The following is a 14,228-nucleotide window of genomic DNA, read 5'->3' on the forward strand; positions in this document are numbered from 1 at the left end:
GGCTCCCCGGCGGCGCCGCGCTGGACGATTGTGCCGGCGCGATTCCCTACTGTAGTCTGCGCCCGTGATCGCTTGTCAATCCTGCGTTCCGGGTCGCTGAAGGCGCCATGCCGGCCGACCTCGTCCTCGGCATCGACCTGAGCACCACCGCGGCCAAGGCGGCGGCCTTCGACGTCCAGGGGCGCTTGCACGCCGCCGGCCGCGCGCCGCTCTCGCTGGCCCGGCCGGCTCCCGAGCGATTCGAGCAGGATCCCCGGGACTGGTGGGCTGCCCTGTGCGAGGCGGTCGCCGGCGTCACCGCCGCGGTGGACCCGGGCCGCATCGCGGGCCTCGCGATCGCGCACCAGCGCGAGACCTTCGCCTGCCTCGGTCCCGACGGCGAGCCGCTCCGCCCCGCCATGCTCTGGCTGGACGGCCGCGCGCGCGGGCACCTCGGCGCCGTGATCGACCGCATCGGGCAAGACCGCCTGCGGGCGCTGTCCGGCAAGGCCGCGGACTTCGGCCCGGCGCTGCCCAAGATCGCCTGGCTGGCCAGCGAGGAGCCGGAGACCCACCGCCGCACGGCCCTCTTCTGCGACGTGCAGGCCTACCTCGTGCAGGCGCTGACCGGGCACGCCCGCACCAGCTGGGCGAGCGCCGACCCGCTCGCGCTCTTCGACATCGGCGCGCGCCGCTGGTCCGAGGAGCTCTGCGCCGCCGCCGGCATCACGCCCGACCGGCTGCCGGAGGCGCTCCCTCCCGGCGCGCCGCTCGGCGCGGTGTCGGCCGCCGCCGCCGCGGCGACCGGGCTGCGCGAGGGCACGCCGGTGCTGGCCGGCGGCGGCGACGGCCAGATGGCCGGGCTCGGCGTCGACGCCCTGGACCCGCGGCGCGCCTACCTGAACCTGGGCACGGCGGTGGTCTTCGGCGTCTTCTGCGCCGAGCCGCGGCAGGACCCGGCGTGGCGGACCATGACCAGCGCCTCCGGCCGCGGCTACGTGCTGGAGAGCAGCCTGCGCAGCGGCGCGCTGCTCTCGGACTGGTACCTGCGCCGCCAGCTGGGCGTCGATCCGCGCGACGGGGCCGCGATGGCCGCGCTCGAGGCCGAGGCCGCGTCGCTCCCGCCCGGAAGCGGCGGCCTGCTGCTCTTGCCCTACTGGGAGGGCGCCATGAACCCCCACTGGGATCCCGACGCCCGCGGCGCGATCCTGGGCCTCACGGACGCGCACGGGCGCGGCCACGTCTACCGCGCCCTGATCGAGGGCGTGGCGCTGGAGCAGGCGCTCGTGCTGGACCTGATGCGCAGCGCGGCGGGGATCGAGGTCGCGGAGTTCGCCGCGGTCGGCGGCGTGGCCGCGAGCGACCTCTGGTGTGCCGTGATGGCCGATGCGACGGGCGTCGTCATCGAGCGGTCCGAGACGGTCGAGGCGGCGTGCCTGGGCGCCGCCATGTGCGCGGCCGCCGGCGCCGAGCTGGCCGGGAGCATCGAGGCGGCCGCGAGGGCGATGCGCGGGACCGCCACGGCGACGTTCCATCCCGATGCCGCGCGCCGGGGGCGCTACGCGGCGCTGCTGGGGATCTACCGGGACATGTATCCGCAGCTCTCGGGGCTGCTGCGCCGCCTCTCGGCCTTCACGAGGGAGTAAGTGCGCCCGCTCGCCGCAGTGCGCGATCCGCGGCGGCAGACCTGCGCTCCTCAAGGAGCACGCCGCTACCGACACCCGCGAGCTGGACAGCCCGTCGTTGGCCGGTATCGCTCAGCTCAGACCATCGAGTACCTCAGCAAGCGACACGGCGACGATGGCCCGCTCATGCCATCGCTCCAGAGTCTCCGGATCCTTCTCGGCCAGGATGCGCTCGCGCGCCACGTCCGGCACGGCGATGCCGCGAACCCTGAGCGCGGTCAGCACGGCACGCGCCGCCTCCTCGGCGCGCCCCTCTTTCCGCTCCTCGGCCCGAAGCTTCCGCTCGTATTCCTCGAACCACGCCCGGATCTCTGCGCTCACATCGTCCTCCTCGTCCGTCGTCGGCTCATGGCTTGCGAACCGGAAGTGTACCAGCAGCGGCGTGGCGACGCTCTTCTCCCAGGCACCGTCCGGCAGGGCTGCCAGATCCGCCAACGCCTCGCGAAAGCGGCGGCCTGACCCGAGCAGCCGCAGCAGCAGCGTGGCACGCGTCCGGGGCAGCTCCGCGAGCACCACGACGCGCATCACCAGGCCCGGCACGGCCTCGTAGACGCCAGCCTGCGCCGGCTTGAACCCGTAAGCGTCGAGCACCGTCTCAGGACGCCCCCGGCTGATGACGACCAGCGCAGGGAAGTCCACCGCCGGCTGCGAGGGCGCCTCGGTGTCCTCGTCCGGCGCGACGGAGCCGGCTGCAGCGCGGGCGCGACGTTCGAGTTCGTGGTGCCATGTCAGCTGCTTGCGCAGGCACCGCCGGACCAGGCGAAGGCCAGGCGTGCCGTGGAACGGCTCGAACAGGCTCGGCCCTGTCGAGAGCTCGCCGAGCAGTCCCATCCTGGCACGCTCCGCCTCCCGAGCTGGATCCGGCACGCAGTAGACGTCGATCTTCTGGGTAGCCGCCAGCACCTCGACCTCGGTTTGCACCGCCGATACGAGGCTCAGCCCATCGCGCAGCAAGTTCTTGGAGAACTGGTCGGAGCGGTTGTGCATCGGCGCGCGACCCTATGGCCCATAATCGCGGCGCGCGCCACCATCTATCGACCCGGAGAGTCGAATCGGAGAATCGGCAGATTCGACGCGTTCTTCGCGCGATGCGCGCAATGCCGCATGAACCGACCTGCGCTTACCGACGCGTCGAATCCATCGTGTGAGAATCTGCAGCGCGAGGGCGCTCTCAGCAGCGCGCCTACCTCACGTATCCTCAGTGCGCCGTCGGATCGTTGACGCGCCCCGCGAAGAGGAGCGCCCCTGTGTACAGATCGCGGATGAAGAAGAAGAACGGACGGTCCAGGACGATCGCCGCGGGCTCGTTGAAGACGCCCGAGGCCCCGGAAGATACGGCGAGGACGACCGCCGTCGCCGCCGCGGCCTCGGTCCCGGCCTCGTCCACGTCGATGACCGCCTTGTGGATGACGTCCTGGATCTGGACCCCTCCGTCCTCGATGATGCCCGAGAAGTCGGCGCCGGGGCCAAACGCGACGCCCATGCCGAGGTCCTCGAGCGCCTTCTTGAGAGCGGCCGAGGTGCCGAACGAGAACTTCGGCATCGTGATGTCGACCGACCGCGACTGCATCGAGGCGATGATCGTCTCGAGCGCCGCGCCGTCGAGCGACTCCGCCAGCGCGTCCGCGGTCCCCTCGGCCGGCAGGACGACGAACATCGAGACCGGGGTGCCCGCATAGGGGATCTCCACCGCTTCCCAGCCGTCGCCGGCGCCGTAGCGCGTATCCTGTCTGCCGTACATCATCTGGGCGGTGACGCTCGTGCCGTCGCCGCGCCGGAACTCCCCGGCCTTCGTCGCGTCCTCGTAGAACGGCGTGTGCCACGCGGCGTCGAAGTAGATGGCGTTGGTGAGCACGACGCGCGTCTCCGGGGTCACGCTGCCGTTGAGGAGATTCGGGATCTTCCCCTCCGTCTGGTCCTTCACCCACGCGTTGATGAGGCCCTCCGCCTCCTCCGGGGCATCGAAGTCGGCGAGCCGCACGCGCGCCCCGTAGCTCTCGCCGAGCACCTTCAAGAACGGCTGCTCGAGCGCGAGATCGACGTGCGACCAGATCGCGTTGGCCGTGTGGAGCCGGAAGCCGCCTCCCTCGATCCCGCTCGAGCCCTCGGCGCGCTTGTGGAGCTCGAGATCCACGTAGTTGAACGCCGGGTGCAGCCGCTCCTGCGGGAGCTCGAACCGCATCGTCGCGGCCATCGCCTGCTCCGTGGTGGTCCGCGCGCCCGCGTACGCCATGGCGAGCGCCGTCGAGATGCTGTAAGGCGAGTAGACGACGTTCTCCGTCGCGCTGTGGATCGCGCGGCCGAGGTCGAGCGCGAAGCTCGCGTTGTTGCGCGCCAGCAACACCCGATCCTCCTCCGAGACGACCGGGTTCTCGATCCGCGCCGCGTCCGACGGCAGCACGCAGCCAGCCTTCTTCTCGAAGCACTCGACGGGAGCCTCGGGCGAGTCACCCCCTCCCCCGCCCTGATCCGAGCCGCCTTGGCCCTGGCCTGGGCCGCCGCCTCCCGTGCCCCCACCCTGGGCCGAGCTGCACCCCACCAGAGCTGACATCAGCATGGTCGCCAAGAGAATCGTTGTTCGCATGGCGCTGGCGGATTGCAGGCAGCATGCCAGAGCGCCTCCGCGCGAAAAACCGCGATTTTGGCATGAAGGACTGCGCGCAGCGGGGGAATCAGAGACAGATGGTGCCACGATGAGCCGCACGCTGAGCCAGCGAGAGAGCTGGAGATGCGGCTGGCGGCGAATCCATGGCTCAGGGGTCGATGTGCCTGTGCCACGGCTTGCCAGACCCGGGGTGGGGATGGCAAAGAGCCCTTCCGGCGCCCGAGGGGCCTCGCTTCACCTCAGTGCGCTGTCGGATCGTTGACGCGCCCGGCGAAGAGGAGCGCCTCCGTGTACAGATCGCTGATGAAGAAGAAGAACGGCCGATCCAGCACGATCTCCGCGGGCTCGGGGAAGAAGCCCGCGCCCGTGGCGGCGATGAGGACCGCCGTCGCCGCCGCGGCCTCGGTCCCGGCCTCGTCCACGTCGATGACTGCCTTGTGGATGACGTCCTGGATCTGGACCCCTCCACCCGCGAGGATCCCCGAGAAGTCGGCGCTGGGGCCAAAGGCGGCGCCCATGCCGAGATCCGTGAGCGCCTTCTTGAGAGAGGCCCCGGTGCCAAACGAGAACTTCGGCATCGTGATGTCGACCGACCGCGATTGCAGCGAGGCGATGATCGTCGCGAGCCCCTCGCCGTCGAGCGACTCCGCCAGCGCGTCCGCGTTCCCCTCGGCAGGCAGGACGAGGAACATCGAGACGGGGGTGCCCGCATAAGGGATCTCCACCGCTTCCCAGCCGTCGCCGGCGCCGTAGCGCGTCTCCTGCGTGCCGTGCATCATCTGGGCGCTGACGCCCGTGCCGTCGCCGCGCTGGAACTCCCCGGCCTTCGTCGCGCCCTCGCTGAACGGCGTGTGCCACGCGGCGTCGAAGTAAATGGCGTTGGTGAGCACGACGCGCGTCTCCGGGTTCACGTTCTTCTTGAGGAGCTCCGGAATCATGCCCTCCGTCTGGTCCTTCACCCACGCGTTGATGAGGCTCTCGGCCTCGTCCGGGGCATCGAAGTCGGCGAGCCGCACGCGCGCACCGTAGTTCTCGCCGAGCACCTTCAAGAAAGGCTCTTCGAGCGGGAGGTCGATCTGCGACCAGATGGCGTTGGCCGTGTGGAGCCGGAAGCCGCCTCCCTCGACGTTGCTCGAGCCCTCGGCCCGCTTGTGGAGCTCGAGATCCACGTAGTTGAACGCCGGGTGCAGCCGCTCCTGCGGGAGCTCGAACCGCATCGCCGCGGCCATCGCCTGCTCCGTGGTGGTCCGCGCGCCCGCGTACGTCATGGCGAGCGCCGTCGAGATGCTGTAAGGCGAGTAGACGACGTTCCCGTTAGCGCTGGGAAGCACGCGGCCGAGGTCGAGCGCGAAGCTCGCGTTGTTGCGCGCCAGCAACACCTGATCCTCCTCCGAGACGACCGGGCTCTCGATCCGCGCCGCGTCCGACGGCAGCACGCAGCCAGCCTTCTTCTCGAAGCACTCGACGGCCCCGCCGCCGCCTCCCTGGCCCGAGCCGCCCTGTCCCTGGTCCGGGCCACCGCCGCCGCTGCCGCCTCCCTCGTTCGAGCTGCACCCCACGAGAGCCGACATGACAAGCGTCGCCAAGACAATTGATGTTCTCATGATGCCAGGGTTTTGCAGACTGCGTGCCAGAGCGCCTTTGCGCCGAAAATCGCACGTCTGTCCTGGGAAGACGCGCACAGCCGGCAAGTCTGGAGCAGAATGTGCCAAGATGAGCCGAACGCGGCGCTCACGGGTGAGCTGGGGAGGCGCCGATGACGGCGGAACCGAGGGATCGGCGGGGTCGATCCGACTGTGCCTCCTCGCCAGATCCCGTGGTGGGCTGGGAAGGCCGTGCAGCAGGAGCGGGTTGCGCCGAGGTGCGCCACGGACCATCCTTCGTGCCGGCGTGCGAGGCACATGAAGACGGACGAGGGCGCAGGAGAACCGACAGGCACGCGCTCGGCGCGGATCGATCGCGGCGACGTGTTCTGGATAGGGCCCGATGACTCGCGGGGGCCTGTCCCGAGCTACTCCCATCCCCATGTGGTGGTCCAGGACGACGTCTTCAACCACTCGCGCATCACGACCGTGGTCGTGTGCGCGCTGACGTCGAACCTGGGCCGGGCGAACGAGCCTGGGAACGTCCTGCTCGACGTGGGCGAGGGCAACCTTCCCAGGCAGAGCGTCGTGGTCGTGTCGCAGATCTCCTCGGTCGAGAAGGCCCGCCTGGGCGAGCGGATCGGGTCGCTGTCCGACGCTCGGGTGGATCAGATCCTGGCCGGCCTGCGCTTCCAGCAGGTATCGTTCTTCAGGCGGTAGCGAGCGGGTGCGCCTCGTGGGACAGGTCGACTTCACCGAGGCAGCGACGCTGGACGAGCGCGGTTTCTCTGGAGGACGATGAATGCCTCACCACGGTGACCCGGAGGACGTCTTCAAGACGGCAATCACCCAGGATCGGGCGCGAATCGATGCGGCGATCGAGCGTCTCTCGGGGGAAGCGCCGAAGCCCGAGCGGTTCCTGCTCGCGCTCGCCGGGGCGTGGGGCCGCCCGGTTCCATGTCGGGCGCCGATCGGAAGGCCGCTGCCGCCGGTCGCCCCGACCGAGCGTGGCGTGAAGAGCGCGGCCCGCTGGGTACATGCATCCAATCCACACGTCCAGCGAGCCGCCCTCGCCGCCCTCGAGAGAGCCGGCGTGGCTGCGCGGCCTGTCCTGAGCACGGTCGCCGATGCCCTGACGAGCAAGGAGCCCCTCGTGCGGCTCGCCGCGGCCCGCGTGCTCACGCGCGCTGCGCCGTGTCCCGAGCAGGCTCCGGCGCTCCGTCGCGCGCTCTCCGACGAGGTCTTCACCGTGCGCTGGCTGGCGGTGGAGGCGCTCGCGCGCAGCGGCGATGACCACCCGCTGGCGCCGGTCCTCGCGGCGTCGCGTCCGCGGCTCGACGCTCGGTTCGCTGAATATCGGCTCGAGGACTGGCTGCGGGCGGTCGCCGCGCTTGGACGGGATGCATCCGCGCTGTTGCCCGAGATAAGCGAGCTCCTGGACCGGATCTCCTCGCTCAGCCGGAGTGACGCTTCGTGGCACCCATCGAGATTCACGATCGAGCAACTCGTACGGGAGCTTCGTGCGACCCAGGGTGATCCCTGAACGCGTTCATCTCCCGCACACGCGAGGCCATGCCAGCGCCTCCGTCCATGGACGACATGACCATGAGCCGACGACCGAGCCCCTGTCTGCGGACCGCAGTGCTCGCGCTCTCCGCTGCCGGTTGCGGAGGCGCGGCGAGCCCCTCCGCCTCCAGCATGCCCTGCCCACCCCCCACGCCGCCTCCGGCGGCCTCGCCGGTCGATTCCGCCGGCAAGCCTGGCCGCACGAAGCTCGGCGTGGCCCTCGTCCCCTGGATCCCCGACGCCGCCGGCGATGGCTTCGCGTCCCTGCGAGCGATGATCGAGGACGGGTTCGAATCGCAGCATGCGGAGATCGATCTCGACCTGCGCCTCGTCAAGTCCGATGACAGCTACCACAATCCGACGCGCCTCGCCGGATGGCTCGCGTCCGGTCGCTACGATCTCGTCGAGATCGACACCGTGGTGCTCGGAGATCTGATCGACGCCGACGTCCTCGAGCCGTGGCCTTCCGTGCCGGAGCGCGACTACCTCGCCGCAGCCAGGTCAGCCAGCACCGAGATCGACCGGAGTGGCAAGTCCGTCTGGTGGGGTGTACCCCACCTCAGCTGCGGGTTCTTCCTTGTCACGAGATCCGAGGAGCTCGACGCCGCTCCCAGCATCGCCGGCCTCGTGAAGGCCGCGCGCGAGAGCGGGAAGCCCCTCCTCGGGAATTTCGCGAGCAGCTGGGATCTACCCGCCCTCTACCTGGACGCACGTGTCGACAACGGCCTCGATGCCACGAACCCGCTGACCCTGAGCAACGCCGTGAAGCCGCCCCTTCACGCGGGCAGCACAGCGGCGCTCAAGCAGCTCGCCTCGCTCTGTCGACAGGGTGACAGGAACCCTTGCATCGACGGCACGTACGACGAGACACTGGAGGGTCCGGTCGAGGAGTTCGTGAAGGGCAACGCGATCGGCTACTGGGGATACAGCGAGCGCCTGCATCGGACTGTCACCCTCATGAAGGCGCAGGGCGCGCCCGTCGAGGGGCTGCGTGTGTCGACGATCCCGCTCGGCACCAGCGCCACGCCCCTCCTGTTCACCGACGCCTTCGTGCGGCGCAAGGGATGCTCCGGCGACCCAGCCTGCAATGCCGCGGCCGCCGCGTGGGCGGAGTTCATCACGCGCGACGACGTGATGCGCGATCTGCTCATCTCCAGGGATGCGGGGCCGACCGCGGTGCCGCGCTACCTGTTGCCGGCCACGAGCTCCGCGTTCCAGGCCGAGCCGATCGCCAGGGACGCCCTCTACGCGGAGCTTCGTCCTCTGGCCCGGTCGGGGAGATCCTTTCCCTCGCACGCGTCGATGTACGAGCGGCGGAGCGCGCTCGCGCACCTGCTCGAGGCCCAGCTCGCGGCGCGCTGAGCGCCATGCCGCTCGACAGGACCAGGCGAGGCCGTGCGGCACATCACCTTATTGATTGCATTGACAACTAAATTCTGTGCGGTAGGATCGGCCCTCATGCGCGACCAGTTCACGGCCGACGGGGGGATCGTCCTCGACAACGCGCTCGGCTTCTGGGTGGCGCGCGTCTACCTCGCTTCCCGCGCCGAGATGTACCGGCGCTTCCGCGCGCACGGCGTCGAGATCACGCCCGAGCAATGGATGGTCCTCGTCCGCCTGTGGGAGCAGGAGGGCGTCACGCAGACGCACCTGGCCGAGCGCACCTTCCGGGACGTGCCCACGATGAGCCGGATCCTCGCGCTCATGGAGCGGGACGGGCTTGTCGAGCGCCGGCACGATCCGACGGACCGGCGCGCCCGGCTCGTCTACCTCACCGCGCGCGGGCGAGCGCTGCGCAAGGCCCTGTCGGGCGAGGCCAAGGCCCTCGTGGACACGTCGCGCGCCGGCATCCCGGAGGACGATCTGCTCACGACCCGGCGCACGCTCCAGCGCATCCTCGCGAACCTCGAGCCCGAGGGCTGAAGGTAGCCCCCGCCCTCCACGCCGTCTTCTTCATCATCAATTGATTGCATAGACAACCAATTCAGGAGAGACCCGCATGAGCCAGACCGCTGCTTCCCCTCACTTTCCTGCGCACACGCTCGACACGGCGCCCGCGACGGCCCGCCCCGCGCTGGAGCAGGCCTCGCAGAAGTTCGGCTTCCTGCCGCTGCCGCTGGCGCGCTTCGCGACCTCGCCGCTCCTGGTGCGCGCCTTCGATGAGCTCCTCGCGGTCTTCGAGGGGGCGACGCTCTCGCCGGTGGAGCGCGAGGTCGTTGTGATGGTCGTCGCCGGCGAGAACGGCTGCGATCTCTGCCGCACGATGCACCGCGGGCTGCTCCTCCGCGCGGGGGCTTCCCCCGAGGTCGCCGCGGCGCTGTTCGAGCGAAGGCCGGCGCCCGACGCGCGCCTCCAGGCGCTCGCGGCGTTCACCGAGGCGACGCTGCGCGAGCGGGGCCAGGTGCCGGACGCCGATCTCGACGCCTTCCTCCGCGCGGGCTTCACCGCCGAGCAGGCCCTGGAGGTGATCGTCGGCATCGGTACCTACACGCTGTCGACATTCGCGAACCGGATGACCCGCTCCCACGCGCTGCGCTGATCGCACGGAAGCGCGGGGCTCGAGAGCGGAAGCGCCGCGGTGCTCTCGCGTGGGTCTCCTTGACAGGGCGGGGGAAGCGTCAGCTACGCTGGCTCTCCACGACAGAAGGGTTCGAGGGAGCAGGTGTATGACTGCGCAAATCGGGGACGACGTCGCCTATGCGGGCGCTGACTGGAGCCTGGCGGGCGTGAACGGCGGCGAGCTGTTCGACCCGGCGAGCCACGGACTTCGTGTTCGCCCGGCGAGCACCGCGTGCTGGCGTGGCTTCGTCTGTCGCTATGAGCTTCGCGACAACGCCCTGTACCTCGACGGCCTGGACGTCGCGCTCGAAGGCGACGCTCCTCCCCTGCTGGACAAGATGCCAGAGAAGCCGAAGACGCCCCTCGGATTCACGGCAGCCTACGAAGGCATCGGGCTCCACGTCCCGTTCAGCGGCGGCCTGCTTCTCGCGCGCGACTTCTCGCTCGAGCTGTATGTTCACATGGGCTTCCACCCGGCGTGGAAATACGCTCACGTCCTCGAGGTGGAGCTCGAGGCGGGACGCATCTCGCGCGTCACCGACTGCTCGAAGCCGATGGCCGACATCCGCAGCCGCATCGCGGGCACGGAGGAGCCAGGCCCGGGGAGCACCCACGAAGAGATCGAGGCGTGGGTCGAGCGTGCCTTTTCCCGCAAGTACTGACGCGGCCACCGCCGCGGCCGGGCGACAGCGCTCCATCCTGGACCGGCGCTGCGCTCCATTCCGGATCGGCGCTGCGCTCCATTCCGGATCGGCGTCTCGCGTGTCGCGGGTCGCCGGCGCGCGGCGCGGCCCCGGGACGCCTCCTTCGCCGTGTCTCCTGCCTGGCCCGCTTCCTGCGAAAGCCGTTCTCGCGAGGTAGAGGTCATGACGCACATCGAGCAACGCAAGGTCATCATCCACGAGAACGGCGTGCCGGGCGGCGCCGCGGCGGTCCTCCACGCGGACGATCACGGGACCGTGACGGCCCATCGCGGTCGGTACGATCAGGGCTGGCGCGCCGGCAAGCCGGCCGAAGATCCGGAGAAGCTCAAGAGATGGGGCCGTGTCAGCGCGAAGCCGAGCGAGTACCTGATTCACATGCGGCGGGGTAGCCTCCGGCCCACCTCCGGTCAGGGCGCCTCGTGCTTCAAGCTCCCGGGCGACAGCGTCGCCATCGTGCCGACCACGGTCCAGAAGCTCCAGTTCACGGCCGACCAGGTCACCCTCGAGAAGGTCGGCGTGGAGATCACGGGGCTCGCCGTCTACCGCATCGCGGAGCCGCTCATCGCGTTCCGGATGCTGAACTTCTCGTTCCCGGAGCGCGCGCAGGAGAAGCTCGAGGCGCTGCTCGTGGACATGTTTGCCGGCGCCGCGCGCCGGCTGGTCGCGAACCTCTCCGTCGAGGAGTGCCTGACGCGGCGGAAGGAAGGGCTCGCCAGCGAGCTGATACGAGAGATCGTGCCCGTCGTCTCCGGGCGGGGCAGCGCCGAGGACGCCACGGACAAGGGGTGGGGCGTCCTCATCGATACCATCGAGATCCAGGACGTGCGCATCCTCTCTCCGGCGGTGTTCGGCAACCTCCAGGCGCACTATCGCCAGGAGCAGGAGCGGAAGGCCAGGGAGGCGTCGCTGCTCACCGAGCGCGCGGTCCGGCAGGGCGAGGCCGAGGCGCAGCGCGCGATCGAGCTGACCAAGCTCTCCGCCGAGGTCGAGCTGCGCACGCGACGCCAGGAGACCAGCGAGAAGACCCGGCTCGAGGAGCTCGCCTCCGAGGCGCGGCTGAAGGAGACGCGGCTGGCCCACGAGCAGCAGATCGCGGCGCTCACGCTGAGGGCCGAGATCGAGAAGACGACGCTCGAGGCGGAGGCGGCGGCGGCGCGCCACGCGGCGAAGATGGCCGCGAGCGCCCAGGAGATCGACCTGCTCCGGCAGCGCGCGGCGATCGCGGGCGCGCGCCGCCTCGTGGCCGAGGCCGAGCTCGCCATCGCCGAGATCGAGGCGAAAAAGGCGCGCCTCACGCAGGAGATCGAGATCGACCGCGCGCGGGCGCTGCGGGAGATCGAGAACACCGTGTCGCCGGAGGTCATCCGGTTGACGGTCGCGCAGCAGATGCCGGCGCTCGCCGCCGCGTTCCAGCAGCGGATGGGAGAGGTCCACGTCACGGCCGTCGATGGCGCCAACCCGTTCGGATACATCGCGGCGGCCGTGGAGGGGGTGATGGGGCTGGCGCGCGCGGCAGGGCTCGAGGTGCCGTCGGCGCGCGCGCAGAAGGCGGAGCTGACCGAGGAGAGCGGGCCGGACAGCAGCCGGCGTTGAGCCCGTCCGCGCCGTCGTCCGGCGTGGAGCCCGCGCGATCACGCGTTGGTCTCCTTGAGGAGCCGGCTCAACTGACGCGCGACACACGCGCGCCTGAGCGAGTCGCTGGACAGGTACGGCATCAAGCTGCTGTAATTGCCAGCCTGAAAGACAGCAGGATCTACCAAGGATGACACCCCACGGCCCGCCGCAATCAGCACCCGGAATGAGCAAGACCGCCGTCGCCTTCCTGTTCCTGTTCCTCGGGCTCGTGGTGGGGTTCTTCGCCGGAATCGGAGCGACGAAGGCCGGCGCTGCGTTCCTCCAAGATCTCGCGTCGAGCGAGGCGCCTGCCGATCTGGCGCACGCCCGGAGCTATGTGCGGCCCGGCTTCTCCTTCAAGCACCCAGGAAACTGGAGCGTCGAGGCGGACCCGCCGGACAATGATCCCGATCACCACGTGAACGTCGAGAGCCCCGGCTCGTGCATGACGATGATCTTCGTCCTTGACGTACCAACCGATCCCGCAGCCAACGTTCAAGCGCAGATCGACGGGTTCGTCCCCAAGCTGCTCTCTGCGCCTGCACGCACGCCGTTCACCACGTGGGGCAAGTACGCCGGACAAGGCATGCTCCTGAAAGGGAAGCTGCTGGGCGTGAGCCCCGGCTCGGTTCGCGTGTTCTCTCACGCGGATGAGAAACGTTCGTTCATCGCGGTGGAGCAATGTTATGACGATGACATGGAGAATGTGAAGCCTGGCCTCGATCTGGTGGAGTCCTCCTTCCAATTATCACCTTGAGCCTGCGCCATGGCCCACGGTCTGGAGCCATTGTTTCGTCGGCAAAAAATCGCGGACCCAGGTAGGCCGGATTGCTCACGAACCATCGCGCGAGCTGCCAAACGAGCGGCGGCGATCGGCGCCGCGGCGCGGCTGAGCCGCAGACGTTCGGGAGGCGAGAGCGATGAACAAGATCATCAGGCTGTACGACGCAGGCCTCGGCCTGCTCATCCCCTGCCCGAGCGGGGTCATCTACTCGAACCAGACCTGTGGAAACATTTGCATGCAGCCCGAGATCGAGGGCGTATTCGTTCCGCTCGACGCCGAGGACGGGTGGCGCTCCCTCGCGGCGCACTTCGAAGGACCGAAGTACATGGGCAGCGGCGCGATGCGCGGACTCGACCAGGAGGACGCGGATGTCGTCGACCGCATCCTGCGCGAGTGTCGCATCGTCGGCATCGTGACCGACCGGGCGCGTCTCGTGGACTCGCACGAAGCGTGGGTGCACGCCGTGATAGGAGGCGAATCGGATTGGAGCCCTTTCACTGGGTTCGGACCGTACCCGCGCCCTGGGATTCTCACCTGGCCCAATTCCGATTGATGGCCGCGCGCTCGTCGGGCGCGAGCTGCTCGGCGGCAGCGCCAGGCAACTCTTGTCCTCGGCAGTCTTCGGCTGTCCGCTCGGCACCGCTCTCTCCGGCGCGTTCGTACAGGTCCGCCCGCGCCTTGTCGCTTGCCACGGACGACCGCGAGAGGTACCTCGTACCCATGCCCAAGGACGCCAGAGTCTTCGTGTTCGATCACGTCTCGGTCGGTGTCGAGAACCTCGAGCGTGCCGCGGAGTTCTACGACGCCTGTCTGGCGCCGCTCGGCTTTGTCCGGCTCTCGCAGAACGCCCGTAGCGTGGCGTATGGGCCCGAGGGATACGAAGCTGAGCCGCCCTTCGCCATCCTGGCGTCCGGTCCTGACGCGAAGGCGCCCGGTCGAGGCTTCCACCTCGCCTTCGTGGCCCCGAGCCGCGAGGCGGTCGATCGTTTCCATGCGGAGGCCCTCGGCAAGGGCGGTGTCGATGAAGGACCGCCCGGCGTTCGCGAGAACTACGATCCCGGCTACTACGCGTCGTTCGTTCGCGACCCCGACGGCCACCGGCTGGAGGCGGTGCTGCACGAACGTTGACAGTGCGGCCGTCGGCCGGCT

At 69.7% G+C, this 14,228-nt stretch carries 14 protein-coding genes; 11 read left to right on the top strand and 3 right to left on the bottom strand.

Annotated features, from left to right (window positions below):
* The first annotated feature begins 107 nt into the window (after positions 1 to 107).
* Positions 108 to 1,625, top strand: a complete 1,518-nt coding sequence (locus tag WMF45_RS30195) for a xylulokinase (protein ID WP_437708376.1) — start codon at positions 108 to 110, stop codon at positions 1,623 to 1,625.
* 111 nt (positions 1,626 to 1,736) lie between these two features.
* Here WMF45_RS30195 and WMF45_RS30200 read toward each other — a convergent pair whose 3' ends face one another.
* The 3 genes from WMF45_RS30200 to WMF45_RS30210 form a co-directional block, all read right to left on the bottom strand.
* A complete protein-coding gene (locus WMF45_RS30200) occupies positions 1,737 to 2,618 on the bottom strand; it encodes a hypothetical protein (RefSeq protein WP_437708378.1) in 882 nt (293 codons plus the stop codon).
* Between the two features lie 244 nt (positions 2,619 to 2,862).
* Positions 2,863 to 4,221, bottom strand: a complete 1,359-nt coding sequence (locus tag WMF45_RS30205) for a serpin family protein (RefSeq protein WP_437708380.1) — start codon at positions 4,219 to 4,221, stop codon at positions 2,863 to 2,865.
* Positions 4,222 to 4,508: 287 nt separating this feature from the next.
* Positions 4,509 to 5,840 (bottom strand): serpin family protein, encoded by a 1,332-nt coding sequence (locus WMF45_RS30210; RefSeq protein ID WP_437708382.1) that lies wholly within the window; start codon positions 5,838 to 5,840, stop codon positions 4,509 to 4,511.
* A gap of 330 nt (positions 5,841 to 6,170) precedes the next feature.
* Between WMF45_RS30210 and WMF45_RS30215 the strand changes: the two genes are divergently transcribed.
* From WMF45_RS30215 to WMF45_RS30260, 10 genes are all read left to right on the top strand, one after another.
* Positions 6,171 to 6,572: a type II toxin-antitoxin system PemK/MazF family toxin gene (locus WMF45_RS30215; protein WP_437708384.1), complete on the top strand. Its 402-nt coding sequence runs from the start codon at positions 6,171 to 6,173 to the stop codon at positions 6,570 to 6,572.
* An 82-nt stretch (positions 6,573 to 6,654) separates the two neighbouring features.
* A complete protein-coding gene (locus tag WMF45_RS30220; protein WP_437708386.1) occupies positions 6,655 to 7,395 on the top strand; it encodes a HEAT repeat domain-containing protein in 741 nt (246 codons plus the stop codon).
* A 62-nt stretch (positions 7,396 to 7,457) separates the two neighbouring features.
* Complete coding sequence (locus WMF45_RS30225) at positions 7,458 to 8,780, top strand: hypothetical protein (RefSeq protein ID WP_437708388.1); 1,323 nt, start codon at positions 7,458 to 7,460, stop codon at positions 8,778 to 8,780.
* Positions 8,781 to 8,876: 96 nt separating this feature from the next.
* Positions 8,877 to 9,341 (top strand): MarR family winged helix-turn-helix transcriptional regulator, encoded by a 465-nt coding sequence (locus tag WMF45_RS30230; protein WP_437708390.1) that lies wholly within the window; start codon positions 8,877 to 8,879, stop codon positions 9,339 to 9,341.
* Positions 9,342 to 9,417: 76 nt separating this feature from the next.
* Positions 9,418 to 9,957, top strand: a complete 540-nt coding sequence (locus WMF45_RS30235; protein ID WP_437708391.1) for a carboxymuconolactone decarboxylase family protein — start codon at positions 9,418 to 9,420, stop codon at positions 9,955 to 9,957.
* A 127-nt stretch (positions 9,958 to 10,084) separates the two neighbouring features.
* A complete protein-coding gene (locus WMF45_RS30240; RefSeq protein WP_437708393.1) occupies positions 10,085 to 10,639 on the top strand; it encodes a hypothetical protein in 555 nt (184 codons plus the stop codon).
* 204 nt (positions 10,640 to 10,843) lie between these two features.
* Positions 10,844 to 12,274, top strand: a complete 1,431-nt coding sequence (locus WMF45_RS30245) for an SPFH domain-containing protein (RefSeq protein ID WP_437708395.1) — start codon at positions 10,844 to 10,846, stop codon at positions 12,272 to 12,274.
* Positions 12,275 to 12,479: 205 nt separating this feature from the next.
* Entirely contained in the window at positions 12,480 to 13,052 is a 573-nt protein-coding gene (locus tag WMF45_RS30250) for a hypothetical protein (RefSeq protein ID WP_437708397.1), read from the top strand.
* 163 nt (positions 13,053 to 13,215) lie between these two features.
* A complete protein-coding gene (locus tag WMF45_RS30255; protein ID WP_437708399.1) occupies positions 13,216 to 13,632 on the top strand; it encodes a DUF6210 family protein in 417 nt (138 codons plus the stop codon).
* A gap of 167 nt (positions 13,633 to 13,799) precedes the next feature.
* A complete protein-coding gene (locus tag WMF45_RS30260) occupies positions 13,800 to 14,207 on the top strand; it encodes a VOC family protein (protein WP_437708400.1) in 408 nt (135 codons plus the stop codon).
* The last annotated feature ends 21 nt before the right edge of the window (positions 14,208 to 14,228 follow it).

The sequence above is a fragment of the Sorangium sp. So ce448 genome (assembly GCF_051520915.1).
Classification (GTDB): Bacteria; Myxococcota_A; Polyangia; order Polyangiales; family Polyangiaceae; genus Sorangium; species Sorangium cellulosum_B.